This window comes from Trichocoleus desertorum AS-A10, from assembly GCF_039962155.1.
Taxonomy (GTDB): domain Bacteria; phylum Cyanobacteriota; class Cyanobacteriia; order FACHB-46; family FACHB-46; genus Trichocoleus.
Genome location: NZ_JAMPKN010000018.1, coordinates 24,962 through 49,541 on the forward strand (window position 1 = coordinate 24,962; position 24,580 = coordinate 49,541).

Annotated in this window: 24 protein-coding genes; 7 read left to right on the forward strand and 17 right to left on the reverse strand. The window is 48.8% G+C overall.

From position 1 onward, the window contains the following. The first annotated feature begins 33 nt into the window (after positions 1–33). Entirely contained in the window at positions 34–1,197 is a 1,164-nt protein-coding gene (gene hemH / locus NDA01_RS20280) for a ferrochelatase (RefSeq protein WP_348229433.1), read from the forward strand. Between the two features lie 76 nt (positions 1,198–1,273). Here the strand turns inward: hemH and NDA01_RS20285 are convergent, their stop codons facing one another. The 3 genes from NDA01_RS20285 to NDA01_RS20295 form a co-directional block, all read right to left on the reverse strand. After that, positions 1,274–1,870, reverse strand: a complete 597-nt coding sequence (locus NDA01_RS20285) for a DUF4126 domain-containing protein (RefSeq protein WP_348229387.1) — start codon at positions 1,868–1,870, stop codon at positions 1,274–1,276. Positions 1,871–2,084: 214 nt separating this feature from the next. Beyond that, on the reverse strand, positions 2,085–4,322 hold the full coding sequence (gene recD2, locus NDA01_RS20290) for an SF1B family DNA helicase RecD2 (RefSeq protein ID WP_348229388.1): 2,238 nt from the start codon (positions 4,320–4,322) through the stop codon (positions 2,085–2,087). 49 nt (positions 4,323–4,371) lie between these two features. Then, positions 4,372–4,947, reverse strand: a complete 576-nt coding sequence (locus tag NDA01_RS20295) for a DUF924 family protein (RefSeq protein ID WP_348229389.1) — start codon at positions 4,945–4,947, stop codon at positions 4,372–4,374. 209 nt (positions 4,948–5,156) lie between these two features. On the opposite strand from NDA01_RS20295, the gene NDA01_RS20300 reads away from it, so the two are divergent. Then, complete coding sequence (locus NDA01_RS20300; RefSeq protein WP_348229390.1) at positions 5,157–6,446, forward strand: Glu/Leu/Phe/Val family dehydrogenase; 1,290 nt, start codon at positions 5,157–5,159, stop codon at positions 6,444–6,446. A gap of 105 nt (positions 6,447–6,551) precedes the next feature. Here the strand turns inward: NDA01_RS20300 and NDA01_RS20305 are convergent, their stop codons facing one another. From NDA01_RS20305 to NDA01_RS20335, 7 genes are all read right to left on the reverse strand, one after another. Continuing rightward, positions 6,552–6,995, reverse strand: a complete 444-nt coding sequence (locus NDA01_RS20305; protein WP_348229391.1) for a hypothetical protein — start codon at positions 6,993–6,995, stop codon at positions 6,552–6,554. Between the two features lie 12 nt (positions 6,996–7,007). Beyond that, on the reverse strand, positions 7,008–7,355 hold the full coding sequence (locus NDA01_RS20310) for a hypothetical protein (protein WP_348229392.1): 348 nt from the start codon (positions 7,353–7,355) through the stop codon (positions 7,008–7,010). A gap of 136 nt (positions 7,356–7,491) precedes the next feature. Next, on the reverse strand, positions 7,492–8,433 hold the full coding sequence (locus NDA01_RS20315; protein WP_348229393.1) for a GDP-L-fucose synthase family protein: 942 nt from the start codon (positions 8,431–8,433) through the stop codon (positions 7,492–7,494). Between the two features lie 43 nt (positions 8,434–8,476). Then, positions 8,477–9,577 (reverse strand): GDP-mannose 4,6-dehydratase, encoded by a 1,101-nt coding sequence (gene gmd / locus NDA01_RS20320; RefSeq protein ID WP_431193472.1) that lies wholly within the window; start codon positions 9,575–9,577, stop codon positions 8,477–8,479. A 430-nt stretch (positions 9,578–10,007) separates the two neighbouring features. Then, positions 10,008–10,712, reverse strand: coding sequence for an undecaprenyl-phosphate galactose phosphotransferase family protein (locus NDA01_RS20325; RefSeq protein ID WP_190555281.1), 705 nt, complete (start codon positions 10,710–10,712; stop codon positions 10,008–10,010). Between the two features lie 64 nt (positions 10,713–10,776). Further along, positions 10,777–11,955: a glycosyltransferase gene (locus NDA01_RS20330; protein WP_348229394.1), complete on the reverse strand. Its 1,179-nt coding sequence runs from the start codon at positions 11,953–11,955 to the stop codon at positions 10,777–10,779. Between the two features lie 282 nt (positions 11,956–12,237). Then, a complete protein-coding gene (locus NDA01_RS20335; protein ID WP_190555438.1) occupies positions 12,238–13,113 on the reverse strand; it encodes a metal ABC transporter permease in 876 nt (291 codons plus the stop codon). 364 nt (positions 13,114–13,477) lie between these two features. On the opposite strand from NDA01_RS20335, the gene trpS reads away from it, so the two are divergent. Then, positions 13,478–14,488 (forward strand): tryptophan--tRNA ligase, encoded by a 1,011-nt coding sequence (trpS, locus tag NDA01_RS20340; protein ID WP_348229395.1) that lies wholly within the window; start codon positions 13,478–13,480, stop codon positions 14,486–14,488. A 78-nt stretch (positions 14,489–14,566) separates the two neighbouring features. Continuing rightward, positions 14,567–15,541 (forward strand): methylenetetrahydrofolate reductase, encoded by a 975-nt coding sequence (locus NDA01_RS20345; RefSeq protein ID WP_348229396.1) that lies wholly within the window; start codon positions 14,567–14,569, stop codon positions 15,539–15,541. Between the two features lie 328 nt (positions 15,542–15,869). On the opposite strand, the gene NDA01_RS20350 is transcribed toward NDA01_RS20345, so the two are convergent. Further along, the gene (locus NDA01_RS20350) at positions 15,870–16,385 is read right to left on the reverse strand and encodes an oxygenase MpaB family protein (protein WP_348229397.1); all 516 of its coding nucleotides are present in this window, start codon (positions 16,383–16,385) and stop codon (positions 15,870–15,872) included. 377 nt (positions 16,386–16,762) lie between these two features. Next, positions 16,763–18,517 (reverse strand): Rqc2 family fibronectin-binding protein, encoded by a 1,755-nt coding sequence (locus NDA01_RS20355; RefSeq protein WP_348229398.1) that lies wholly within the window; start codon positions 18,515–18,517, stop codon positions 16,763–16,765. 235 nt (positions 18,518–18,752) lie between these two features. Between NDA01_RS20355 and remA the strand changes: the two genes are divergently transcribed. Both remA and gmk read left to right on the forward strand, forming a co-directional pair. Continuing rightward, positions 18,753–19,019 (forward strand): extracellular matrix/biofilm regulator RemA, encoded by a 267-nt coding sequence (gene remA, locus NDA01_RS20360; RefSeq protein WP_190437987.1) that lies wholly within the window; start codon positions 18,753–18,755, stop codon positions 19,017–19,019. Between the two features lie 121 nt (positions 19,020–19,140). After that, positions 19,141–19,737 (forward strand): guanylate kinase, encoded by a 597-nt coding sequence (gmk, locus tag NDA01_RS20365; RefSeq protein ID WP_348229399.1) that lies wholly within the window; start codon positions 19,141–19,143, stop codon positions 19,735–19,737. Positions 19,738–19,865: 128 nt separating this feature from the next. On the opposite strand, the gene NDA01_RS20370 is transcribed toward gmk, so the two are convergent. From NDA01_RS20370 to NDA01_RS20380, 3 genes are all read right to left on the reverse strand, one after another. After that, positions 19,866–20,387 carry a photosystem I reaction center subunit XI gene (locus tag NDA01_RS20370; RefSeq protein ID WP_190437983.1) on the reverse strand — a complete coding sequence of 174 codons (522 nt, stop codon included), beginning with the start codon at positions 20,385–20,387 and terminating at the stop codon, positions 19,866–19,868. Positions 20,388–20,635: 248 nt separating this feature from the next. Continuing rightward, complete coding sequence (locus NDA01_RS20375; RefSeq protein ID WP_190437982.1) at positions 20,636–20,761, reverse strand: Photosystem I reaction center subunit IX; 126 nt, start codon at positions 20,759–20,761, stop codon at positions 20,636–20,638. A 95-nt stretch (positions 20,762–20,856) separates the two neighbouring features. After that, positions 20,857–21,405 carry a Photosystem I reaction center subunit III gene (locus NDA01_RS20380; protein ID WP_190437980.1) on the reverse strand — a complete coding sequence of 183 codons (549 nt, stop codon included), beginning with the start codon at positions 21,403–21,405 and terminating at the stop codon, positions 20,857–20,859. A gap of 167 nt (positions 21,406–21,572) precedes the next feature. Here NDA01_RS20380 and tsaD point away from each other — a divergent pair, with 167 nt between their 5' ends. Continuing rightward, entirely contained in the window at positions 21,573–22,634 is a 1,062-nt protein-coding gene (gene tsaD, locus NDA01_RS20385; protein WP_348229400.1) for a tRNA (adenosine(37)-N6)-threonylcarbamoyltransferase complex transferase subunit TsaD, read from the forward strand. Between the two features lie 11 nt (positions 22,635–22,645). Here tsaD and NDA01_RS20390 read toward each other — a convergent pair whose 3' ends face one another. Together NDA01_RS20390 and NDA01_RS20395 are read right to left on the reverse strand one after the other, a co-directional pair. Then, positions 22,646–23,578, reverse strand: coding sequence for an alpha/beta fold hydrolase (locus NDA01_RS20390; RefSeq protein ID WP_348229401.1), 933 nt, complete (start codon positions 23,576–23,578; stop codon positions 22,646–22,648). Positions 23,579–23,688: 110 nt separating this feature from the next. Beyond that, positions 23,689–24,402, reverse strand: a complete 714-nt coding sequence (locus NDA01_RS20395) for an ACT domain-containing protein (RefSeq protein ID WP_242016986.1) — start codon at positions 24,400–24,402, stop codon at positions 23,689–23,691. Positions 24,403–24,580 lie beyond the last annotated feature (178 nt).

The following is a 24,580-nucleotide window of genomic DNA, read 5'->3' on the forward strand; positions in this document are numbered from 1 at the left end:
CAAACATGAGAGGGTAGGGGGATCGTGACCACAATGGGTCGTACTGGCGTTCTATTGCTCAATTTAGGTGGGCCTGATCAACTGGAGGACGTCCGTCCCTTCCTGTTTAACCTATTCTCTGATCCAGAAATCATTCGTCTACCATTTCCTTGGTTGCAGAAGCCGCTAGCCTGGATTATCGCCACGAGCCGAGCCAAGAAATCTCAGGAAAACTATCGTCAGATTGGCGGTGGCTCCCCTCTACGACGGATTACAGAAGCTCAGGCCCAAGCAATTCAAGCTTCCTTGCGGCAAAAAGGCCATGATGCCTCGGTCTACATTGGCATGCGCTACTGGCATCCTTTCACCGAAGAAGCGATCGCCCGGATTAAGCGCGACCAAATTGAAAAGCTAGTAATCCTGCCTCTATACCCTCAGTTTTCCATTAGTACCAGTGGCTCTAGCTTCCGTTTACTCGAGAAGCTTTGGCAAGAAGACCCCGCTCTCAATCAGGTTGAATATACAACGGTAGCGTCCTGGTACAACCGCCCTGGTTATCTCCAGGCAATGGCCCAGCTAATTGCTCAGGAACTGGATAAATTTCCTAACCCTGACCAAGTGCATATCTTCTTCAGTGCTCACGGCGTTCCTGTCAGCTATGTCGAAGAAGCGGGCGATCCCTACCAGAAAGAGATTGAGGAATGCACGGCGCTAATCATGCAAACCCTCAATCGGCCCAACGCTCATACACTGGCCTACCAAAGCCGAGTGGGTCCAGTAGAGTGGCTAAAGCCCTATACAGAGGATGCGCTCGCAGAACTAGGATCTCAAGGGGTTCAAGATTTAGCCATCGTTCCGATCAGCTTCGTTTCAGAACATATTGAAACCTTGCAAGAAATTGATATTGAGTACCGCGAGTTAGCAGAAGCATCCGGAATTCATCATTTTCAGCGGGTTCCCGCTCTCGATACCCATCCTGGTTTTATTGAGGACTTGGCCGATCTCGTCGTTGAGGCATTGGAAGCTCCCCCGATCGCCTTGTCTCAAGTCACCCAAATGAAGAAGATGGTGAAGATGTACCCCCAAGAGCGGTGGGAGTGGGGTATGACGACTGCGGCGGAAGTTTGGAATGGCCGAATCGCCATGCTAGGCTTTATTGCGCTGATGATCGAACTGCTCAGCGGTCGTGGGCCGCTGCACTTTGTGGGATTGCTATAAGTTGGCTTTAAGCGAGTGTGGAAGCGCGGGATAACCTGACTCATTAGGCTCTCGCGCTTTTATCTAGCGAGTCTTGTCAATCTGGTTCTTGCTTGTGCCGCCGGGGCCGTTGGCGATCGCGAGGATGCGCTTGCTCGGCATACCAGCGTCGCCATTCTTTAGAACTCCGGATGGCTAGCCACAGCAGCAGTAAGGCGATTAGTCCACCTTGGCGAGGCGCATCAAAAGCAAAAAAGACCAAGATGATGCACAAACTATCTTGGGCAAAAATCATCCAAAGCGGCAGTTTGCGGAGGCGGTAAAACCAGCCGATTTGCACTAACTGTAAAACTAACGCTAACAGACCACCCACTATACCAATCAGCCATACCAGCCAAGGCGACATTGCGGCCACGCGAGCGATCGCCATCCCCATCAAGGCTCCGACAATGGGGCTAAAAATCACTTGAATAATTTGTAAAGCCCGCTGCCCTAACCGTCGCTTCGAAATCGAGACTTCTAATAACGACCAACTCACCAACACGCCAATCACGACAGGCGGCGGCACCTGAGACAAAATTGGTACACGAGACCACAAGTCTTCGCCTTGCAGCAACCCAATAATCAATAGCGGCAAAGCAATTCTTAAACCTGCCGCTGAAGAAGCGGAGAGCGCGGCTAGAATCTCAATCATAATGACAACTTAGCCTGCACTAAAACCTAACAGCCCTCAAGGTTCGTTTTTTAGTTTAGGAGATTTGTAGTCAGAGCCTTGTAATCAGATTGACATGTTTTTGACTCTGTCTCTAAATAATTTTCCTTGAGAGTTTTCTCAGACCGGAAGTTTTTACGGCAATTTAGTTTCTTTAGTCCTTAGAAAAACCAGTTCAGCGAATTGAGCCTTGCTACTACCTTAAACGACGCGCTAAGGCTGTGTAACGTTGTTGGTCCTTAACTTGATTAACCGCGATCGCGATCGCCTTTTTCGGTCCCACTAGAAAGGCAAGTTGCTTGGCCCGAGTCAGTCCGGTATAAAGCAAGTTGCGGCTGAGCATCATGTAGTGCTGCAAATATAAGGGCAAGATCACCACTGGATACTCACTGCCTTGGGCTTTATGAATTGTGACAGCCCACGCCAGCGTAATTTCATTTAAGTCAGCGCGATCGTAGTTGACGAGGCGATCGCCGAATCGCACCGTTACTTCTTGCTCTTCCGGGTCGATCGCAGCAATGACTCCTAAGTCCCCGTTAAACACTTCCCGGTCGTAGTCATTGACTTGTTGAATCACGCGATCGCCAACTCGTAAAGTCATGCCGCCTCTGGCAATCTCGGTTTTGCCGCTGTAGGGAGGGTTGATTAACTGTTGCAACACGGTGTTGAGATTCCGAGTCCCTACTTCGCCGCGCGTCATGGGACATAGGACTTGCACATCCTGGGCAGGGACAAAACCCAACTGTGGAATTAAGTCGTTAATCAGGTCATGAATTGCCTGAACACCGTCTTCTGGTTGCGGTGCTCCTAACCAGAGACAATCGGTTTGAGGCACAGCAGAAACGGGTTCGAGTTGTGGCACCTGTCCTTGATTAATCCGGTGAGCATTTTGCACAATGTAACTCGCCTGAGCTTGCCGAAACACCTTAGTTAGCCGAATTACCGGGACTTGTCCAGATCGAATCAAGTCCCGCAGCACATTGCCTGGGCCGACACTGGGTAGCTGATCGATATCGCCGACTAGCAACATCTGGGCCTCCAGTGGCACAGCTTTGATCAAGGAATTGGCAAGAAACAAATCCAACATTGAGGATTCGTCTACGATCACAGCCTGGGTTTCTAGAGGATTGTCGTAGCCGCGCTTAAAGCCAAAGGTCTTCGGGTCAAACTCCAACAAGCGATGTAGCGTTTTGGCTTCCTGTCCAGTCATCTCACTCAGTCGTTGCGCGGCCCGTCCGGTGGGGGCAGCCAGCGCGATCGCCTTTCCCATTGCTCTCCACAGCGCCACAATGGTCCGAGTCGTAAAGGTTTTGCCGCAACCTGGGCCTCCAGTCAGAATCAATACCCGCTGAGTGGCTGCCATTTCTACGGCTTGGCGTTGTTGCTCGGAAAGTGCCAATCCAGTTTTGGCTGTAAAGCGGTCGATCCAGGCTTGGACTCTGGGCAAATCCACTGTGACTGGACGCTGCAACCATTGCCGCAACCGCTCTGCCATATTGGTCTCTGCTTGGAAAAAGGCAGGCTTATAGCAAATGAATTGACCTTGTAACTCGCCAGAGCCACCTTGCATCACCAATTGATCTTCTAAACCCATTTGGGTCATGATCGCCGAAATTTGCTCTGGATCTGGCTCATGATCGCTCAAGGCTAAGCGCTGCACCGTTCGCTCTACCAACTCTGGCTGGGGTAAAAAGCAATGGCCTTCCTCGCTCGCCTCCGACAAAACATGCAACAAGCCGCAGCGGTAGCGAAATTCTGAATCTGGGGCAATGCCGAGATTTCGGGCGATCGCATCTGCCGTCACGAAACCAATGCCATACACATCGGTTGCCAGTTGGTAAGGGTTGTTGGTGACTGTGGCGATCGCTTCTGCGCCATACTGCTTATAGATTTTGACGGCATAAGTGGTAGAAACGCCGTGACTTTGCAGAAACAGCATCACCTCTTTGATCGCCTTCTGAGTTTCCCAAGCCGCCTGGATCATTTTGACCCGCTTCTTGGCAATTCCGGGCACTTCTCCTAGGCGATCGCACTGATTTTCGATTACCTCTAAGGTTTCTAGGCCAAAGTGCGCCACAATCCGCTTGGCAGTTACAGGACCAATCCCCTTAATTAGGCCACTCCCTAGATACTTTTCAATGCCTGTCAGGGTTGCAGGTTTAGTTTCTCGGTAATAAGTCACCTCAAACTGCGGCCCAAACTTGGGATGCTCTCGCCAGATCCCTTGCATTTGAAGTGTTTGGCCCGCTTGAATACTGGGGAAGTTACCGACAATTGTGACTAGGTCTCTGGCTCGCGGTGCCTTGAGTCGAGCGATTGTGTAACCTGACTCTTCAGAATGAAAGGTCAGGCGCTCTACCACTCCTTGCAATTGCTCGGTCTGAGCCGATGGGGCGGCATTCGCTGGGCCATAGGATGGTGAAGGAGTGGACATAGTAACCCGATAACCTTGTCAACAGCTACCAAATCAAAATTTCAAACACTTAAAACGATGAACCCGGTTGCTTCAAGAACTCCGCTTCTTCAGGAGTTGTTGTACGGCCCAAAATTTGATTGCGATGGGGAAAGCGCCCAAATCCTTCAATAATTTCTTTATGGCGAACCGCATAGGGAAACATATCACCAGCATCTGGATCGTCACTCAACTGCCGAAACAGTTCTACTGATAAGCGCTGGTGTTCTAAATTCTCACTGTGCTCGAAGGGTAAGTAAATAAACATCCGCTGCACAGGTAACAAAGCTTGGTCAAAATCCTGCGCGATCGCTTGCTGAGCCGTGATTAAAGCTTGAGCATCCGTAGCATAAGCTCGGCGATCGCCCCGAAAGATATGGCGCGGAAACTGATCGAACAACAATATCAAGGCCAAACAACCATCAGGGGAAGCTGTCCAACCATTGTAGTGACCAGCCACGGCTGCTTCGTAGTTGGATAGAAAGCGATCGCGGATGTCTCGATCAAAATTTGGATCCTTTGCGAACCAAATCTTGCGGCTCTTGCCATAACTACTTGATTCTGGACTGCCAAACCAGAAATTTAGGATTTGCTCAATGCGTAACATGCTGCCTACTTTTGTGGCTTACCCAAACTTGCCCTAATCAAAATTCTAGCGATCGCTACCACCTATGTTTTGGTAGCCACCACTTATCACTTTTGCTCCAGGGAAAATGTAACGAATTTTACCAAAATCCAGAGTGATCCCCATTCAGAAGGCTAGGCTACGGATAGATACCCAGTTCGCAGAGAGACTGCGATTGTGAGAGTAATGTTATGGGTTCACCATCACTCCTGCCTCTAGAACCTGCTTCACCTGCCCACATTTGTCCCTTAGATCAAACCTGTAGCTATCTGGACGAAGCCGCTAGAGAACTTCAACTAGATGCTGGTTTACAGGCTATCTTGAGCCATCCTCGTAAAGTCGTCACCGTCTCGATCCCCATCAAACTGGATAACGGTACTGTACAAGTTCTGGCGGGGCACCGAGTTCAGCACTGTGATGTCCTCGGTCCCTATAAAGGCGGTACACGCTATCATCCCGCCGTGACTTTACGGGAAGTTTCGGCTCTAGCCATGCTAATGACCTGGAAGTGCGCCCTCTTAGGCATTCCTTATGGAGGTGCGAAAGGGGGAATTGCCATTAATCCCAACGATTACAGTGTCAGTGAGCTAGAACGAATTACTCGCCGCTACACCAACGAGTTAATCAAAGATATTGGGCCCTCTGTAGATATTCCTGCGCCCGATGTTGGCACCTCCGCGCGGGAAATGGCCTGGATGATGGACACCTACTCCATGAACGTAGGTCACGCTGTCCCCGGAGTAGTGACAGGTAAACCGATCTCAATTGGTGGTTCTCTCGGACGAGAAATGGCTACAGGTCGAGGCGTAATGATCACGGTCCGGGAGGCGCTAGCAGCTCAGGGCAAGTCTTTGGCAGGTGCCCGGATTGTCATCCAAGGATTTGGTAATGTTGGCCGATCCGCCGCCCAGTTGCTATACGAAGCTGGCGCTAGAATTTTGGCTGTCTCCACCAGTACCAACGGTCTGTTTGCTGACGCTGGCCTGGATATTCCAGCCTTGCTAGCCTATGCTGCCGAAAACCATAAGAGCTTAGTTGGATTTCCCGGTTCCACGTCGATTAGCAATGACGATCTCTTGCTCCTTCCCTGCGATGTCTTGATTCCAGCCGCTTTAGAAAACCAAATTACTGAAGCTAATGTCGCTCAAGTCAAGGCTCAGATCATCGTAGAAGCAGCCAATGGCCCAGTGACATTAGCCGCAGATCAAGCCCTGGAAGCGAGAGGTGTTACGGTATTTCCTGATATTCTCGCTAACGCAGGTGGAGTCGTCGTGAGTTACCTGGAATGGGTGCAGGGGCTTTCCTATGTCTTCTGGGACGAAGAACGAGTAAACCGCGAAATGGAAAGCTTGATGGTGTATGCCTTCCAGCGTGTCTTGCAGCAATCCCAAAACCGCCAAGTTCCACTCCGCTTAGCAGCCTATACTCTGGCTGTGGGACGAGTGGCCCAAGCTGTCAGCGATCGCGGGCTCTACCCTTAATTCTCGATCCCCCTGTTTAGAAGATTGGGGTTTTAGCGATCGCCATTGCCTGAATTGAAGAGAAGATGGCGATCGCTAAGCCCTTTGAAAACACAATAAAGCAAATTATTTTTCCCAAGTCACAGCCACCTCATGACTTTGGCATTGCTGTTTGATTTGCCTCAGTCTTTGCTGAGTTACTTCCCCGTATAAGTGCAGCCGCTTTTCGTGAGATGGATAGTACTTGCTATAGGCTAGAACTTGTCCAAGCCCATGCTTCCAATCCGGCGCACACTTAACTTCGATGACTTCCCTTTTCGTAAGAACATCGATTCTGCCGTCTGGAGTTTGAACCTCAGTTTTGCCCTTTAGTTTCGCAGCTAACCTATCGCGGTACTCAGATTCTCTTCCAGCTTGCCTCCTATCAAAAGAACTCTCTACAAATTCTTTTAGAGGTTCTGGAGTAACCTCAATCAACGTATCAACCAAAAAATTTTCTAAATTCTGGCTTAAATCTGAGACTGACTTCTTAAGTAAGCGTTGGAGAGGGTCAGCTTTCTTTCTAGGCATGATGTTTGAGTGCTAGCAGCCACACCCAGAAACCACTACATCTTTGAGCAATCTCTTTAAATCGCCTGAAATTGGTAATCCCTGAACTTCTCGTACAAGTTTGTCTTGCGATTCAGATTTTCTCCGTTCGCAATAAATCCCTTTCAAAAAACCTTCAATCCCAACCTTTGCTAGAGAATCAGCCACTAAAGCTGTAATCCCCAACACTCCTATGCCACCGAGCATCCCAAAAGGCCCGCCTAGCGCAGCAAGTGCAGTTGTGATTGCAGCAGCTCCGGCAAAGCCCGTAGTAGCCATTGCAATCACAAGCATTACACCAGGTAGCCCTAACGCCGCAACTTTTCTGAATGCATCATCCACAATTGTTTCCTCAAGCTATCACGTTGCCTCTAAGTCTAGAGAGTGCCCGTAGCCAGCCTTCGTTTAACAGCGCATTGAGTGAAAAAGCATCCAAAACTTAAGATACAGACGGAAGTTGGACAGTTTTATAACCTGTTCAGCTAGCGTGCTGTTTGTACCACTCGATCGTGTTTTTCAGCCCTTGCCTAAATTCCATTTGAGCCGTAAAGCCAAACTGCTTGGCTCGTTCTGTATCCAAGCAGCGACGAGGCTGACCATTAGGTTTGTCGGTTTCCCAAACAATCTCGCCTTCAAAGCCCATCAGCTCACAAATCAGAGTTACCAGATCGTGAATTGTGATTTCGTAGCCAGTCCCCAGATTCACAGGCTCAGAATCGTTGTAGGACTGGGTGCCCATCACAATGCCACGAGCTGCATCCTCAGAATAGAGAAACTCACGAGTCGGACTGCCATCACCCCAGACAGGGAGTTGCTGGTCTCCCCGTTGCTGAGCTTCGTAAACCTTGCGAATCAACGCTGGGATGACGTGGGAACTGCGAGGATCAAAGTTATCCTCAGGCCCATACAAGTTCACTGGCAACAAGTAGATGCCATTGAAGCCATATTGCTGGCGATAAGATTGCAGCTGGACCAACAGAGCTTTCTTAGCCACACCATAAGGGGCATTAGTCTCCTCAGGGTAGCCATCCCAAAGATTTTCTTCCTTAAACGGAACCGGGGTGAACTTAGGGTAGGCACAAATGGTACCCACGCAAACAAACTTCTGGACCCCCGCTTGATAGGCCGCATGAATCAACTGCGTACCCATCATTAAGTTGTCGTAGAAGAGTTCAGCGGGTTTTTCTCGGTTCAGTCCAATACCACCCACATGCGCTGCTAAGTGGAGCACCACATCTTGCTGATCAACCGCGCGTTGGCAGTGATCGAAGAAACGTAGGTCGTAATCCCGCGATCGCACTACCGTAATCTTTTGGGAATCAGCACCTGCCCGTTGGAGCTGGTCGATCACTTGACGCCCCAGGAAGCCAGCACCTCCCGTCACCAAAATCCGTTTATCTCTGAGATCCAGCGTTGTCATGGCTTTTTTATCTCTGTTGAAATAAATCAGAAATGCTCAGAGATTAGCTCATTACATTGCTGACTTCGTGGCGAATGGTAGCGTGTTCCAAAGACGCACCTCTACCATTTTCCATAGTAAGTCCCAAGGCTTGCAAATCAGCTTCCACCATGATGGCGACAAGCTGCTCAAAAGTCACAGAGGGTTCCCAACCCAGTTTCTGCTTGGCTTTAGCAGGATCTCCAATCAGCAGATCAACTTCTGCGGGACGTAGGTAACGCTCGTCAAACTCAACGTAGTCGTTCCAATCCAGGTTGACACACTTAAAGGACAAATCTAGAAACTCACTGATTGAGTGCGTTTCACCCGTTGCCACTACATAGTCATCGGGTTGATCTTGTTGCAGCATCAACCACATTGCCCGCACATAATCTTTGGCGTATCCCCAGTCCCGCTTGGAATCTAAGTTGCCCAAGTAGATCTTCTTCTGCTTGCCTGCCACAATTCGCGCGATCGCTCGGGTAATTTTGCGAGTGACGAAGGTTTCACCCCGACGCGGAGACTCATGGTTGAACAAAATCCCGTTGGACGCAAACATGCCGTAAGATTCACGGTAGTTTACAGTCTGCCAATGAGCATAGACCTTAGCGCAGGCATAGGGACTACGAGGATAGAAGGGTGTGGTTTCGGTTTGAGGTACTTCCTGGACCTTGCCAAACATCTCTGAGGAACCTGCCTGGTAAAACCGCACTTCTAAGCCAGTTCGATGTTGGTAGTCACGGATAGCTTCCAGCAGTCTGAGTGTGCCCATCCCTACTGCATCTGCGGTGTACTCAGGTGAGTCAAAACTGACTCGCACATGCGACTGAGCCCCCAAGTTATAAATTTCTTGCGGCTGCACTTCTTCTAAAATGCGGCGCAACGTTGTCCCATCCGTTAAGTCGCCGTAGTGCAGAAACAAACGCGCTCCCTCTTTATGAGGGTCTTCGTATACGTGGTCAATGCGGTCTGTATTAAAAGTTGAAGTTCGTCGGATAATGCCATGAACTTCATAACCCTTTTCTAACAGCAATTCGCTGAGGTAAGAGCCATCTTGACCTGTAATACCTGTGATTAGCGCTCGCTTCCGTTGGGTCATTTGAAAAGTTCCTTCTGTGGCTGACATGGGGGCTGGGGAAAAATAAGTTTTAGCGGTTTAAGCTAGTCACAACTCCAAGCAATTCCCCTGAGAGTCTGGAGCAGACAGATGCAATTTCAAGCTTGTGCCTAGCCGCTACACCTCTATACATCCCATTTTTGTGAAACAGTGCTCAGGAAAGTACTTTGTCATCAATGGTAAGCCATCTCTTGAGGTTGCTTGCCTGTCACCCTGCTGCACAATAGATACTGCTGGTGTTAAGAGTCAATCCATACGTTAGCCTGAAACTCTCAACAAAACATCAAAAAACTATGTAGTGTCTGCAAAGAATTGGTAGCCTCTGTATATTTTTGTCAAAGATTGCAGCTAGCGCTTCCAGAAGACGCTAATCAGCCAATACCGTATAATTGAACACAAAAACAAATGAAGTTTCCCCTCTCTAAGTGAGAGAGAAGCTTCAATAAGCACCATTTTTACTGGGAAAGACCACAACGCCGATTGTTTTAACAATTAACCATAGGTCCATCGAAAAACTGCGGCAATTAACGTAGTAAAGGTCCATTAAGACCCGCCGATGGTAAGGAATATCATTGCGTCCAGAAACTTGCCACAAGCCTGTGATTCCAGGTTGAATCGTCAAAATCCGGTCCATATATCTGCCGTACCTTGGCAATTCTTCCTCTACAAGAGGCCGAGGACCTACGACGCTCATGTCACCTTTAAGCACATTCCAAAATTGGGGAAACTCATCTAAGCTGGTGACTCGCAAGAACCGACCAATCCAGGTAATCCGAGGATCGTATTTCAGTTTGAAGTTTTCTTCAAATTCTTGCCGGGCATCAGGGGAGGTTTCCAACAACTTAAGTAGTACTTCGTCAGCGTTTTCGACCATCGTTCTGAATTTGATGCAACCAAAAGGTTGACGATTTTTGCCAATCCGTTCTTGCACATAAAAAATCGGCCCTGGAGAGCTAAAGGCAATCAACAGGACCAGGAGCAAATAAACCGGAGAGAACAAAATCAAAACCGCAAGCGAAAATCCAATATCAAACAACCGCTTGGAAAACTCTCCGTCTAGACTAACTAACGTGACTGGCGGCAAGCCCCGCTTGAAAATAGCCCGAATTGTCTTGCCGGAGATAAGTTGACTTTCGGCAGTCATTGTACTCCTTCAACTCACAAACTCACACCACACACAGTCCTGATCATAAAGCCAGAAACAGCTTCTACGGCAATTTAGGCCTAAAAGCCAGTACTTCCCTGGGATCGCTAGACCTAAATTCTTGGCAGCAGTGTTCCACAAAACTGAGATATTGTCGCGCAAACGCTTTAGCGTCAAAGGTTAGGGCATGCGATCGCACCACCTCAGGATTAAACGCTTGGGCATGAGTTTCAAAATACTCCACTGCTTCAATTAAAGCCACCTCCGATTGAGTTGAGAACAAAACTCCTGTGGCAGTATCCGAGTACTGACGCACATCTCGCACCGTTTCTAAAGCTCCTCCTGCTCCATAAGCAATCACAGGAGTACCACAGGCTTGAGCTTCTACGGGAGCGATACCAAAATCTTCATGGGCCGCGTAAACAAACGCCTTCGCTTCAGCCATATATTTTGCCACTACGGCATCTGGTTGCCATCCCAGTATTTGGATATTGGGTTTAGCGATTTTGCGTAGCTCTTGCAGTTCTGGACCGCTGCCAATCACCACCAGCGATCGCCCTGACTGGTTAAAAGCACGCACAATCAGCGAAGTTTTTTTGTAGCTCACCAAGCGAGAAACTGTGAGGTAAAAATCTTGCTTCTGAGCTTGAAAAGGAAATCGCTCCGTATGGACCGGCGGATAAATTACCGTGGCGGGTCGCCGATAGTAGCGCCAAATGCGACGGGCTGTATTTTGCGAATTGGCGATGAAATAATCTACCCGATTCGCAGATAAGACATCCCATTGTCGCAGATAGTGCAGCAGCCAACGTGTTGCCCAGCCTAGGACCCCACGCCCCAAGGCACTGCTGCGTAAGTAGTCAAAGGTTAAATCCCAGGCATAGCGCATAGGAGTATGGCAGTAACAAATGTGCAACTGATGGGGGCCAGTCAGGACTCCTTTAGCCACCGCGTGGGAAGAAGAAAGAATCACATCATACGGGCGTAAATCTAGTTGTTCGATCGCCAAAGGCAACAAGGGCAAATATTTCTGCACACCCCCGCGAGCACCTGGAAAATACTGCAAAAAAGTCGTGCCAATCTGACGCTTAAACAAATAGCTCTCTGGATTTGTGGATTCGAAATCAATTAGGGCGTAGGGATCTGCATCAATATGCTGCAAAATCTCCTGCACGACTAGTTCCGAGCCACCTGTTGCTTTTGGCGTCAACCATTCATGAACCAGCGCATACTTTAATTGCACAGTCAGTTTAGAGATTAGGGAGATTGAGGTGCTTAAGGATGTTATCGCCGAGTTTGTCACACTCTGGGATAAAAAGTTGATGAAAATATGAATTATTTTCCAACCCCAACTCTTCTTTAGTCAAAATGCGGGGAGAAGTAAAACATGCACCCCGCTCATCAAGCCTTTGAGGCTGAAAGAAATTCGATCTCGCTAAATCTCAAACACTTTTAGATCTTTACGATTCCTCAGATCACAATCAGGAAATTGCTGCATAATCCTTAGGCTAGAAAACGCTACGACTTAGGTTGGCAATGCTTTCAGCTTGGTCAAGCTCAGTACAAGCAGAAAGAGCACAAACTGAACTAACACAATACTAGGGCCAGAAGCAAAATTCAGTGCTCCAGACACCAACATGCCCAAAATGCTGCTCAGTGCCCCGATCGCTACCGATAGCAGCAAGAACCGAGTGAACCTTTGACTCAGCAGTTTGGCAGTTGAGGCTGGAATAACCAAAAAAGCATTCACTAGCAAAATCCCGATCGCTTTGATGGAAACGGCAACTGCCAAAGACAGCAAGACTACAAACAAATAGCGATGCAGTTGGACTGGAATCCCTTGCACTTGCGCCACTGCTTGATTCAGAGTTAGCAAAATTTGTTGTCGTAGCGTCGATAGTAAAAAAACAGCACTGACAATCAACAACAACAGCGTCAGCAGTAGGTCAGTACGGTTGATGGCTAAGATGTCACCAAACAACACCCCCATTAAGTTGCCTCGGTAGCCTTGAATAAAGCTAGTCAAAATCACCCCGATCGCTAAAGCGCCTGAGAGCACAATGCTGAGGATGTTGTCACTCCACAAATCGGTTTGGTCAATCAGGTAGAGCACTGCTAGACCAAACAGCAAGGTAAAAGGGAGCAGCATCCAGGTGGGATTGAGCTGGAGCAAAACGCCTAGAGCGACTCCAACTAAGGCCGCATGGCCGACTGCATGACTAAAGAATGACAACTGCCGCAGTGTGACAAAGCAACCCAGTAGCCCACCCAACACACCCATGAGAATCCCACCTGCGATCGCCCGTTGCATGAAGGGAAATTGTAGGAGGTCAAAGAGTTGTTGGGGTTGCGTGACCGCAAACTGGTCAACCTGAAGCCAAGGTAGACAGTCTAGGAGCATGATGAGCGGGTAAAAAGCATGAATAGACTGTACAACCTGCTGCTACTGTTCTCTACTGTGCTTATTGGGGAGGCCGTAGGAAAGAGACAGGCAAGCCTTGAGTTGGCCCGCCGGGTTCTGATCAGACTGCGCCATAATTGGGAAAGACTGAAAAGGCTTAGAGATAAATAACTTTGATAATTTCAGAACCCAGGCTTTGTAATCGTCTTTGATTTTATATAAAGAAAAGTTAATCTTTGCATCGTAAAGCTTTACTCTGGTTTTAGACTGTCCCTGCTTTTGACATAGGCAACTGTGACTAACAGCAGCAATTGGGCCTTGCTTGCGCTCTAGGACAGCTTTGGCATGTGATCATTTGAAAATTATGGCTAAGCAGCGGGTTCTTTCTGGCATTCAACCAACGGGCAATCTCCACTTAGGTAACTACTTGGGAGCCATTCGCAATTGGGTGGAAGGCCAAAGCCAATACGAAAATTTTTTCTGTGTCGTCGATCTCCATGCCATTACTGCACCCCACAATCCAGCCACGCTAGCGGCTGACACCTACGCGATCGCAGCGATTTATTTAGCTTGTGGCATTGATTTGCAGCACGCCCACATCTTTGTGCAGTCCCACGTCCCCGCTCACAGCGAATTAACCTGGTTGCTGAACTGCATCACCCCGCTGAACTGGCTCGAAGACATGATTCAGTTCAAGGAAAAAGCGGTGCGGCAAGGCGAGAATGTCAACGTGGGTTTGCTTGACTACCCCGTGCTGATGGCTGCCGATATTTTGCTCTACCAAGCTGACAAGGTTCCAGTGGGAGAAGACCAAAAGCAGCACTTAGAGCTAACTCGCGATATTGCTGCACGGTTTAACCATCAGTTTTGTAAAGACAAATCTTCAACCTTTAAGCTACCAGAACCATTGATTCGGGCGGCAGGTGCGCGAGTCATGAGCTTGACCGATGGCACTCGCAAAATGTCTAAATCTGATCCTTCAGACTTGAGTCGGATCAATGTTTTAGATGCGCCTGAGCAGATCCAAAACAAGATTAAGCGCTGCAAAACTGACCCTGTCAGAGGGTTGGAGTTTGACAACCCAGAACGGCCTGAGTGCAACAACTTGCTGACGCTCTATATGCTGTTGTCAGGCAAAACTAAGGCTGAGGTAGCGGCAGAGTGTCAGGATATGGGTTGGGGCCAGTTCAAGCCTTTATTGACTGAAACTACGATCAGCGCTCTCAAGCCTATCCAAGACAAATACAGCGACATCATGGCGGACAAGGGCTATTTGGAATCGGTGCTGCGCCAAGGCCAGGAAGCCGCTGCCGCGATCGCCAACCAAACTCTGAACCAGGCGAAATCAGCCTTGGGCTATGCCTTGCCCTTATAAAACGGATACTCCACAGCTCATTGCTCAACAGGAAGACGGAATGCCAGATGAAGTGACGATAGTGAGGTTAATTAAGTGATGGATAACGGTCAGAACAATTTAGCAGCACTCCAGTCATCCCTGTTTCTATCTCCTTCTTGCTTCCGCAATGCGCTTCAGTCAGGTGAATTTTTAGTGACCGCTGAAGTGGCCCCGCCCAAAGGTGGCAATGCGGCTCACATGCTGCAAATGGCCCTACTGCTCAAAGATCGAGTCCATGCCGTCAACATTACCGATGGCAGTCGGGCTGTGCTTCGTATGAGTTCCTTGGCAGCGTCCATTATTCTGCTTCAGCACGGCATTGAGCCAATTTGTCAGGTGGCTTGCCGCGATCGCAACCGCATTGGTTTACAAGGTGATTTGATGGGAGCTCATGCCCTTGGCGTTCGCAATATTTTGGCTTTGACTGGAGATCCAGTGAAAGCAGGCGACCACCCAGAAGCACGGGCGGTGTTTGACTTGGAGGCAGTACGCTTGCTGCAACTGATCTCTAAGCTAAATCAAGGCTTTGATGCCAATGACAAACTCATGCCTGATGGCCCCACCGATTTGCTAGTGGGTGCAGCGGTTGACCCTCAGCTCAATAGCTGGTCAGGCTTACAAAGTCGCTTTGAACGCAAATTAGTGGCTGGAGCCCAATTTTTCCAGAGTCAACTAATCTGCGACTTTGATCGGTTGGAAAAATTCATGACTCAGATCGCGGCAGGTAGCAATAAGCCCGTTTTAGCAGGAATTTTTCTGCTTAAGTCAGCTAAAAACGCTCAATTCATTAACCGCAATGTACCAGGCGTTTCCATCCCAGATGAGATCATTCAGCGTCTAGAGCGAGCCGCTGATCCCCTACAAGAAGGCATTACGATCGCGGCTGAGCAAGTCAAGTTAGCAAAAGAACTTTGCCAGGGCGTACATATGATGGCTGTGCGCCGAGAAGACTTAATTCCCCAAATTCTCGATTTAGCTGGGATTCCGCCCATCACGCAAGCCGCTCCTGCCTTTCAAGCTGCGAGAAGCTAAGGGCGATCGCTCAACTTGGCTCATTGAGACTTATGCCAACCAGCCTACTCAGGCTTCGTATCGTGATTGAGGGACTCTAGCATCTGCGGTGGGCCAAGGTGCGTGAGCTGGTAACCTTGGGATAGCTGTGATGGTGAGCGTCAGTATAGAACTTTGGTTGTTTCCGGGGTGGCAACCAGCGGAGAAATCGGCCTCTCAATCTCAAGCTGTAGGCGAGCGCTTGTCGCAGCAAGGCTGGTGGAGTTGTAAAGCCACAAGCTTCTAGCATCCGGTCATCTAGGAAGCTGTGGACGATTGGCCTAACTAAAGGGCGCAACCAGCATGGAAACTAACTCAGCATCAAGTTTTGCGTGGAGTCACCCACCAAACGATTCGTTTGGGCATAACGGAAGTGCTGTTGCTCATATTCAACGTTGTAACGCTCAAAGGCTTCGTAGGTGTCAGGAATATTTTGAATCTGCATTCGCTGACCCACGGCCTGCCAGAAATAGAAGGAAGCCAAGCGTTCGTTCTCAGACATAGGTCGCCAGCCAAAGCGATCGAGCCAACGCACAGGCTCATAGATGAATGTAGAAAGCACATACAAGAAATCGGCATTGCTGATCTGAAAGCGCCTATGCATGTGATTCATCCGGCGAATGACTTCTTGTCCGCGATCGCTGTCATACCCCCATTTCAAAATTTCAGCCACAGTTAGAGCTGTATCGTCATAACGTTTTTGCGGGCGCTGATGAAACTCTCCAGTTTTGTCGAGCAGGGCTGAAATACTTGGGACACAAAACGTCCGAAACAGCGCAATTTCTAGAGCTCGATTAATATCCCACGGAAATTCGTAGCCTGCCATGAGGCGGCAAATTTCCTGATGATCCTGGATAGGGTCCAATTGCTGAATTTGATGTAGATTCTAGTGGCGCTTCATACATCCCTGCTGTAACTTAAGTTCTACAGAAACTATTAACCTGTACGGCACCAAATCCGCCAACATTAGGCACAAAAAAAGCCAGCTCCCATAGCTGGCTACTATTAATTTTTAATGACGTTGTCTTCTCACTTTGGAGGAACCCAAGCTGCGCGTTCCCACACTTGCAGCGGGTATAGGGTTATTGTTCCCTACTCCGAAAGTATTGTAACAAGATACACAAACTTTTCGTCATGAATGTTTACAGCAGTTTTTGAGCATCTGCATCATTCGTGCGCTAAAGCAGGATGATATATTACCATTCATTGCCTGGTTAATTCGTTCGACGCAGATAAATAAAGGCAGGCTCGCTGAGGCTGCCCCCAAATTACTTGCTCTTGCTTATAAATCGCCATTCCTGGCTTTGCCCCCTTGGGCTTATAGACATGTTTTGGCTCGGTGTAGACCACAGGAACTTGCTCACTCTGACGGGCACGACTGTAATAGGCAGCTAAGTCAGCCGTAAATTCCAGGTCTGATTTTTCTGGCACTTTTCCTGGATCTAGACGCAAGAGGACATGGCTGCCGGGAATTTCTTGGGTGTGAAACCACAGGTCATAATCGCCCGCGAGTCGGAAGGTTAACTGATCGTTTTGGCGATTGTTGCGACCGATCAGCAGCTCAAACCCGCTGGGCGTTTGAAAGCGGTAAAATTCTGTACTAGCTTTGCTCTCCGGGCGGCTGCGATACTCCAGCGACTCCAAGTATTGTTGCTGAATCAGCTCATCGCGAATTTCTTCTAAAGCGATTAGGTCTGCGGGTGTTTGGTAGCTAGCCATTTGCAATAAGGCTGCTTCCACTTGCTCTAAATAATCTACTTCCACTTGTACCTCGGCCAGCAATGGCTCTACTGCCAGACGGGCTCGCTTGAGTTTCTGGTGTTTTTTGTAGAGAGACTGAGCATTCTGTACCGCGTTTTTCTCCGGATCGAGGGCGATCGCGACAGGTTGCTCGGTATGGAAATCCGCCAGCGTCATGACCTTCATTCCGGGTTGCCATTCTTGCAAATGGGCCATCAACAAGTCTGCTTGCTCCCGGTATTGGTCGGCTTGGTCCGATTGGGCTAAGCGCTGCCGAAACAAGTCAGCCTTGAGGCGCACTTTCGCCAAAACATTATTGACTTTTTGGGTCAACTGATGGTGGAGCTGGACAAATTCTTGACGATTGAGTTGTGCGGTGTAGTACTGGTTGAGCAAGATTTGTACGCTCTCTACCACTTGCGTCTTGCCCCAGCCCAAAACGGTATACCCTTGCTGAGTCCAGCCTGGATTCAGTTCACAACTTTCTAGCGATCGCAACCAAGTTTGCCAAGCTGTAAACAACCGCTGCCACTCCGACTCGCTTAGCTCCTCTGTTGATTGCTCTGGGTCAAGTTCGATGGCCTGCAACATTGACAACACTAAGGCTGAGCTTAAGCCACGATAATTCTTGATTAAGGTACGGCGTAAAGCCCCAGGCACTAGGCTAATCCGTTCTCGCCAGCGCTCATAAGACTCACTTAAACTGGGAGCGGGATCGGTAAGAGCAGGCGGTAACTCATAAGGTTGTCCGGTCAGAATCGGGCGAACGCTAGATTGCTGGGCACTAACTTGATGAGCCGCTGTGACAATCAAGTTCTCCTGGTTCGCCAAAATCACATTGCTGTACTTGCCCATGATTTCGACATACAAGTGCCACAACGGAGGGTCTCCAGGTCGTCGAGCAAACTGCAAATCCAAAGCCCGCTCCCAAGGGGCGATCGCCTCAATGGCAACCAGAGCCAAGCCTCCTAGTTGATGTTGCAGTTGTTGGCTAAAAGTAAATGTGTCAGGGGTACGGGGCGGTGGATCGCCAATACAAAGCCGAGCGGCTTGCGGGTGCCAGGAAATAGTCAGCCAAGCTCGTTGATTCAGAGTTCGCAAGGCAATGGCAAGGGTAAAGCGATCGCGCTGATAAACCTGCTCCAGTCGGGATGGCAGCCAATCAGCTCGAAGTTCACAGCAGGCAGCAGTTAGCGTAGTAAAGTCAACAGGTTGCAAAGTGAAAAATCATACAAGTCACAGGATCGCTGCCCAGTCTAACGCTAATTGCACCGGATCGATCACCGAGCTAAGGGATTAGTGAGTCAGATCTATACCCAAAGATAGAAAGCTTCATAGCAAGCTAAAAAACTCTGTTATGCTGCGAATTTTAGCCTTGTTAGTCCAAATTTTTGTGGATACCATTGAAATTAAATACTTATGAACCCCTCACGCGGTCAAGCCGCCGTTCAGTATGGATATTAAGCTGATCAATATCGGTTTTGGCAATATTGTGTCTGCCAACCGAGTGGTTGCCATTGTCAGCCCAGAGTCCGCACCCATCAAACGAATCATTACGGATGCTAGAGACCGGGGGCAACTGATTGACGCAACCTATGGGCGGCGCACCAGAGCGGTCATCATCACCGATTCAGGCCATATTATCCTTTCTGCCATTCAGCCTGAGACTGTTGCCAACCGCTTCATTGTCAGTAAAGACGGAGCGGGCAACGACGAATAGCAAGCATGTCAAGCTCCGGCTACAATCCTAATCCCTGCGGCTCAAACCGTTGAATCGATCGCCTACGGATAGTGCTACCCTAAGAGGTTTAAGCAATGTAAGTCGAACGGGTAGTAGGAGCATGCAAGCAGGCAAGTTGGTTGTATTGACTGGGCCGAGTGGAGTTGGAAAAGGCACCTTACTGCGATCGCTTCTACAACGCCATCCAGATCTTTATGTTTCTATTTCAGTCACGACTCGTGCTCCCCGCCCTGGCGAAGTGGATGGGCAGCATTACTACTTTGTCAGCCGCACCGAATTTGAGCGCATGGTCGCTGGTGGTGAACTTCTAGAGTGGGCAGAGTTTGCAGGAAATTATTATGGCACGCCCCGCCTAGCTGTAGAGCAACAAGTTCAGCAAGGCAAGTGCGTGATTTTAGAAATCGAGCTGGAAGGAGCTAGACAAGTTCGGCAAACCTTTCCAACCGCCTTTCGCATCTTTATCCTGCCACCTTCTTTGAATGAACTAGAGTTTCGCATTCGTAATCGCGGACAAGACTCGGAAGACGCGATCGCTCGACGGTTGCAGAGGGCACGAGCTGAAATCGATGCCGCCAGCGAATTCGATATTCAAATCATCAACGACGATTTTGAAAAAGCTTTAACTGAGATTGAGGCGGCTTTGCTTGCCCCCGTTCACTGCTATAGCGCCCAGCTTGCAGTTAAAGCCATAAATTAAGGCAGTCAATCACACTTCTATTCCTACTAAAGGTACCAGTGAAGTAAATTATCAAGCTGGCAACTTTAGAGACTAAAAGTGAACGATTGACTGCCTTAGGAATAATTCTAGATTCTGGTCAAGAATTACTAGAACAGATTTTGTAGCAGCTGGATATTGGCGAGTAAGGCGTAAGCAAAAGCTGCTCCGCCAATTCCACCAATCAGGAAGCCACTAGCATACTCATTCCATCCTTCTGCGGTAGTCAAAGCCGCTGGAGGATTTGGAGTAGTAATGGTTTTGGTTGGATCAGGAGGGCAGCTGTTTGCGTACAAGGACAGGGCAATAGTTGAAATAACAACTAAGCCCACTGTGGACAGCAAACCAGCTAAGTTTGCCACATCTGTATCTCTCAAGGGGCCTAGCTTGGCAAAGGGGCCAATGAGCCAGTAACCATGAGCCATCCCTACTTCTAGACCACGCCGTAATGGAGAAAGACCACGGCGATAAGCAGGTAGGTTATTAATGAAAGCTTCTGTGAAACCTGAGGCGTTAATTGGGGTTTCCAAATTACCAGTTTGAGGGTCGCCGCCTGCTGGACGGACGACTTCCCGGTTTCTCGGATCGCCTAAGCGATCTTTTGATCTATCTATCGCGTCTACGGGTACCATATTGCTCTTTTAGTTAATAACGTTGTAGCCCTATTTTAGGTGAGAAATTTATTCTCACCCCTGGGACCAAAGTGCACTTTAAAAAAATTAATTTTACACTTCGGTCACCCTTGGTTCGGCTAGGAAACTCGCGACTTCAAAAGGGCGATCGCGAGTTTCTCAAGTTAAAAACCTTGATCTTTCTAGAACCAAGGCTGCCTAACTTTAGCAAAACAAGAATTCTAGGAAAAAGAAATTCTTAGTGCAGCCTAAGGAGACAGAAAAAGACCGTCTGGAAACGTTTTATTGATCAGAATAAACGCTGTCAGGGCACCACTCACGAACAACACTGCTAACACAGGAGCATTAGACAGATACTTGACAAAATCATTCATACCAAACTCCTAAGAACAAGCTAAAGGAGAAATTACGAAAATGAAAGCGAAGAGAGAATCACCTAAACTCTTGCAATGGAGTTTAGAGGACTGTTTTAGCGAGGAGAAACAGGGATGTTTTCCTCTTTTTCAACTAGCTCTCCGCTAATCAATTCTTTTATTGCTGCCAAAGGCCACAGCAACCCACCAATAAAGCATTGAATCGCCAGAGGTACATTGATTTGAATTTCGCTGTATTCTGGATATTCGCTCTTTTTCACAGTCCTGATATAGCTACGGCCAGACCAACCTAACCAGCCAGCTAGATACAAGAAAAGCAGCCCAGGATATTGGAAATCACCCCAGTGGCTAGGGCGACCATCGGTGATCAAACGGGGCAGACCTTCAGGGCCGCAAAGCATCCCTTCATAGCGTGCAAACCGTTCCCGAGCCCGATCAATTCTGCCTTTGATAATTGCAGCAGAATCGCTGTTGGGATCATATTTTTGTAAGCGAGCCTCTTGGCTTCTCACAGTGTTATTTAGACGTTGCTGAAAAGCAGGAGTCTCACCGCAGGGAACTAACCCAGCTACATCTGCTGAGGCAGGGGGGGCCATGCCTAGCCAGAGGCAAACAATGAGAACTAAAGCAAACAGTCGTTGCATGGAATCATTTCCTTTTGTTACAAAACTCAAAGTTTGTTGTACAAAAAGATTACGCTATTTGTACAGGAAAGTTTGCTGAACTTGGAAGCAATCATACTCTTCCGAGTAGACCCAGTAAAGTTTTAAGTTACTAGAAGTAGCTCATTCATTCAAAAAATTACCAGCGAATGGCAACGGTTTTAGCACTTGAAACAAGTTGTGATGAAACAGCGGTCGCGATTGTTAAAAATCGTCAAGTTTTAAGTAGTATTGTTTCTTCTCAGATTGATATTCATCAACAATATGGCGGCGTTGTACCAGAAGTTGCCTCCCGTCATCATGTAGAAATGATTAATCTAGCGATCGCTCAAGCCTTTCAGGAAGCGTCACTAGATTGGTCTGCCATTGATGGCATTGCCGCTACTTGTGCCCCTGGGCTGGTGGGTGCCCTGCTCGTCGGTCTCACAGCCGCTAAAACCTTGGCCCTAGTGCATCAAAAGCCCTTTATTGGCATTCATCACCTAGAAGGCCATATTTACGCTTCTTACCTCACCGAGCCGACCCTAGAGCCACCTTTTCTCTGTTTGCTGGTTTCGGGTGGGCATACCAGTCTGATTTACGTCAAAGCTTGTGGCTACTACGAAACTTTAGGCCAAACTCGTGATGATGCCGCAGGAGAAGCCTTTGACAAAGTGGCTCGCTTGCTCAACTTGGGCTATCCCGGTGGTCCAGCGATCGATCGCCTTGCCACTCAAGGCAATCCTCAAGCCTTTCCCTTGCCTGAAGGCAATGTTTCACGGCCCGAAGGGGGTCATCATCCCTATGATTCCAGCTTCAGCGGCCTAAAAACTGCGGTGCTGCGCTTAACCCAAAAGCTTCAACAAGAAAGCAACCAACCTCTGCCCGTTGCCGACCTTGCTGCCAGCTTCCAAGAAACGGTGGCGCGATCGCTGACTCGGCGGGCGATTGCCTGTGCCCACGATTACGGTCTCACCACGATCGCAATTGGAGGAGGAGTTGCCGCCAACAGCAGCCTACGCCGTCACTTACAAGCCGCTGCGCAAACTCATAATTTCCGGGTGCTCTTTCCCCCTCTGAAGTTTTGCACCGATAATGCGGCCATGATTGGGTGTGCTGCTGCTGATCATCTTAATCATGGTCATACTTCACCCCTCACGTTGGGGGCACAGTCTCGGTTAGCGATCGCCAACGTCATGCAGCTCTATCAATACCCTGCCGCAATTCTCTAATACCTAACCACTCAGCGTGGCGTTACTTGCTCTTGAACTTCGTGCCGAGCCACGATCGCCCGTAGTTGAGTTACTACCGTATCAGGCTGCTCCACCATCGCCATATGCCCACAATTGGAAATCTCAATCACGTTATCACCACAGACTCGAAAAGTTGGGTGAAAACTGGCTAAGTGCCGCACATACTTAGGTTCCATCACCGTATCTTCCGCCCCAGCCATAAAATACACGGGTTGCTGCAAACGGGAGACCACATGAGGGAGATGGTGCACTTCTGCTTCGGTGGTTGAATCCAGCAAGGCTCCTAAAGCGGCTTGGGGATTGGCCACGACAAAATCAATCACGCGCTGTCGTCCCCAAACCCGCTCAATCGGACGAGCAACAGTGGCACGACTAAACAGCAAATCAATCAATGGCAGTTGTGCAAACCAGCGAGGCCGAAATCTTAAAATCTTGGCTCCTGCCGAGCGAAATCGCTCAAACTCCTCTTTGAGGTAAATGCCACCTCCTGCATTCAGGCAAATTACGCCCTTGACAGCGTCGGGTAACTGATGGCCTGCCCAGAGCGCAATACTGCCACCCAGGGAATGACCCACCAACCAAGCGTTAGAAATATTCAGCTGTTTTAATAAAACGGCTAGATCTTGAGCGTAGGCAGCGGGTGTATATTTTGAAGCTTTGGGTGAGGCGATCGCGCTATCCCTCAACTCCGCAGTCGCACTAGACAAACTGCGCTGGTGATAGGAGCTAGAACATTGCGACTCGCCAAACCCACGCAAATCGTAAGACAAGCACTGATAATCTGGTGACAAGCGCTCAATCAACGGTTGCCAATATCGACGGCTCAAGAGCCAACCATGAATAAAAACAAGGACAGAGGGAGATGCAGTAGCCGCCGTCAAATCGTAAGCGTGCGGAACTCCTAGGACGTTAATGCTGGTCATACTTTTATCCTAGCCCGAAGTTCAACCGAAACACCCTAGGGGCCTCAGCCGACATTGCAGCCGACCTTACAGCACAGGTCTTGGGCATCGAGCCGCTTTCTAAGCTGAGTTTAGTGTCGTCGTCCTAACAACCGCTGTCGGACTCCCTCAGCAATTTTCTGACCAAGATACTCTGGAATCAAATTCTCGTTAGGGCCGAGCAAGTACAAAATTAACCGGGTTCGGCCTCGCCAGACCAAAAGATTGGCATTGACCACTAGCAAATCTTCTTGCCAAATGGCGTACATGACTTTGTAAAACAGGCCAGGTTGGTTGTCAGCCTCAATTAGCAAGGCTGGCAGGTGAAACACTGGGTCTACATAAAACTCCGTTTCTACCTGCTCTAAGCCAGCGTCTAGATTAAACTCTACTGCCAGCATTTCTTCCACTTCAAATCGTCCTGCCAATGCCTCTCGCACTGCCCGACAGACATTCTCCGCAGTTTTCTCGGTTAAAGTCTTGCCGCCTCGTGATACAACCAGCTTGATGAAAACCAGCATGGGTGGATAAATCTGCCCATACAAGCTGAGGCTATGAATAGTTAGCCCGTAAGCTGCCAAAACCCCAAAAATATCGCTGAGCAAAAAAGACTGATTACGGTAGGCAAAATGTAGCGCGCTCTTACTACCTTCCGGTTTCAGTTCAATCACCGCTTGCTTGGTTTTATAAAGCTGGTAAGCCAGCCTCAGGTTTTGTAACTGAATCTCGCTACTGACAAATTGCTCATAGAATTGGGGAAACGCTCGGTTGAAGCGCTTCAGCAGTTCTAGTGTGGACGATTTCAAACCCGAGGCCATAACGGGGAGTACAACTCACTTGCTACAACGGAAGCCTGGACGAGAGAGCGATCGCCAAGGTGCAAAACTCAACCTTAGGTCAATTTCTCACAAATTTTCATTGTTCAAATTTTATTTCCTCAGATGATTTTCCCAATAACTCGATCAATCTGATGAATAAGTGCAA

Coding starts and splice junctions, on each gene's coding strand:
- hemH (WP_348229433.1), top strand. CDS start 34: ATGGGTCGTACTGGCGTTCTATTGCTCAATTTAGGTGGGCCTGATCAA.
- NDA01_RS20285 (WP_348229387.1), bottom strand. CDS start 1,870: ATGATTGAGATTCTAGCCGCGCTCTCCGCTTCTTCAGCGGCAGGTTTA.
- recD2 (WP_348229388.1), bottom strand. CDS start 4,322: ATGTCCACTCCTTCACCATCCTATGGCCCAGCGAATGCCGCCCCATCG.
- NDA01_RS20295 (WP_348229389.1), bottom strand. CDS start 4,947: ATGTTACGCATTGAGCAAATCCTAAATTTCTGGTTTGGCAGTCCAGAA.
- NDA01_RS20300 (WP_348229390.1), top strand. CDS start 5,157: ATGGGTTCACCATCACTCCTGCCTCTAGAACCTGCTTCACCTGCCCAC.
- NDA01_RS20305 (WP_348229391.1), bottom strand. CDS start 6,995: ATGCCTAGAAAGAAAGCTGACCCTCTCCAACGCTTACTTAAGAAGTCA.
- NDA01_RS20315 (WP_348229393.1), bottom strand. CDS start 8,433: ATGACAACGCTGGATCTCAGAGATAAACGGATTTTGGTGACGGGAGGT.
- gmd (WP_431193472.1), bottom strand. CDS start 9,577: ATGTCAGCCACAGAAGGAACTTTTCAAATGACCCAACGGAAGCGAGCG.
- NDA01_RS20325 (WP_190555281.1), bottom strand. CDS start 10,712: ATGACTGCCGAAAGTCAACTTATCTCCGGCAAGACAATTCGGGCTATT.
- NDA01_RS20335 (WP_190555438.1), bottom strand. CDS start 13,113: ATGCTCCTAGACTGTCTACCTTGGCTTCAGGTTGACCAGTTTGCGGTC.
- trpS (WP_348229395.1), top strand. CDS start 13,478: ATGGCTAAGCAGCGGGTTCTTTCTGGCATTCAACCAACGGGCAATCTC.
- NDA01_RS20345 (WP_348229396.1), top strand. CDS start 14,567: ATGGATAACGGTCAGAACAATTTAGCAGCACTCCAGTCATCCCTGTTT.
- NDA01_RS20350 (WP_348229397.1), bottom strand. CDS start 16,385: ATGGCAGGCTACGAATTTCCGTGGGATATTAATCGAGCTCTAGAAATT.
- remA (WP_190437987.1), top strand. CDS start 18,753: ATGGATATTAAGCTGATCAATATCGGTTTTGGCAATATTGTGTCTGCC.
- gmk (WP_348229399.1), top strand. CDS start 19,141: ATGCAAGCAGGCAAGTTGGTTGTATTGACTGGGCCGAGTGGAGTTGGA.
- NDA01_RS20370 (WP_190437983.1), bottom strand. CDS start 20,387: ATGGTACCCGTAGACGCGATAGATAGATCAAAAGATCGCTTAGGCGAT.
- NDA01_RS20375 (WP_190437982.1), bottom strand. CDS start 20,761: ATGAATGATTTTGTCAAGTATCTGTCTAATGCTCCTGTGTTAGCAGTG.
- NDA01_RS20380 (WP_190437980.1), bottom strand. CDS start 21,405: ATGCAACGACTGTTTGCTTTAGTTCTCATTGTTTGCCTCTGGCTAGGC.
- tsaD (WP_348229400.1), top strand. CDS start 21,573: ATGGCAACGGTTTTAGCACTTGAAACAAGTTGTGATGAAACAGCGGTC.
- NDA01_RS20390 (WP_348229401.1), bottom strand. CDS start 23,578: ATGACCAGCATTAACGTCCTAGGAGTTCCGCACGCTTACGATTTGACG.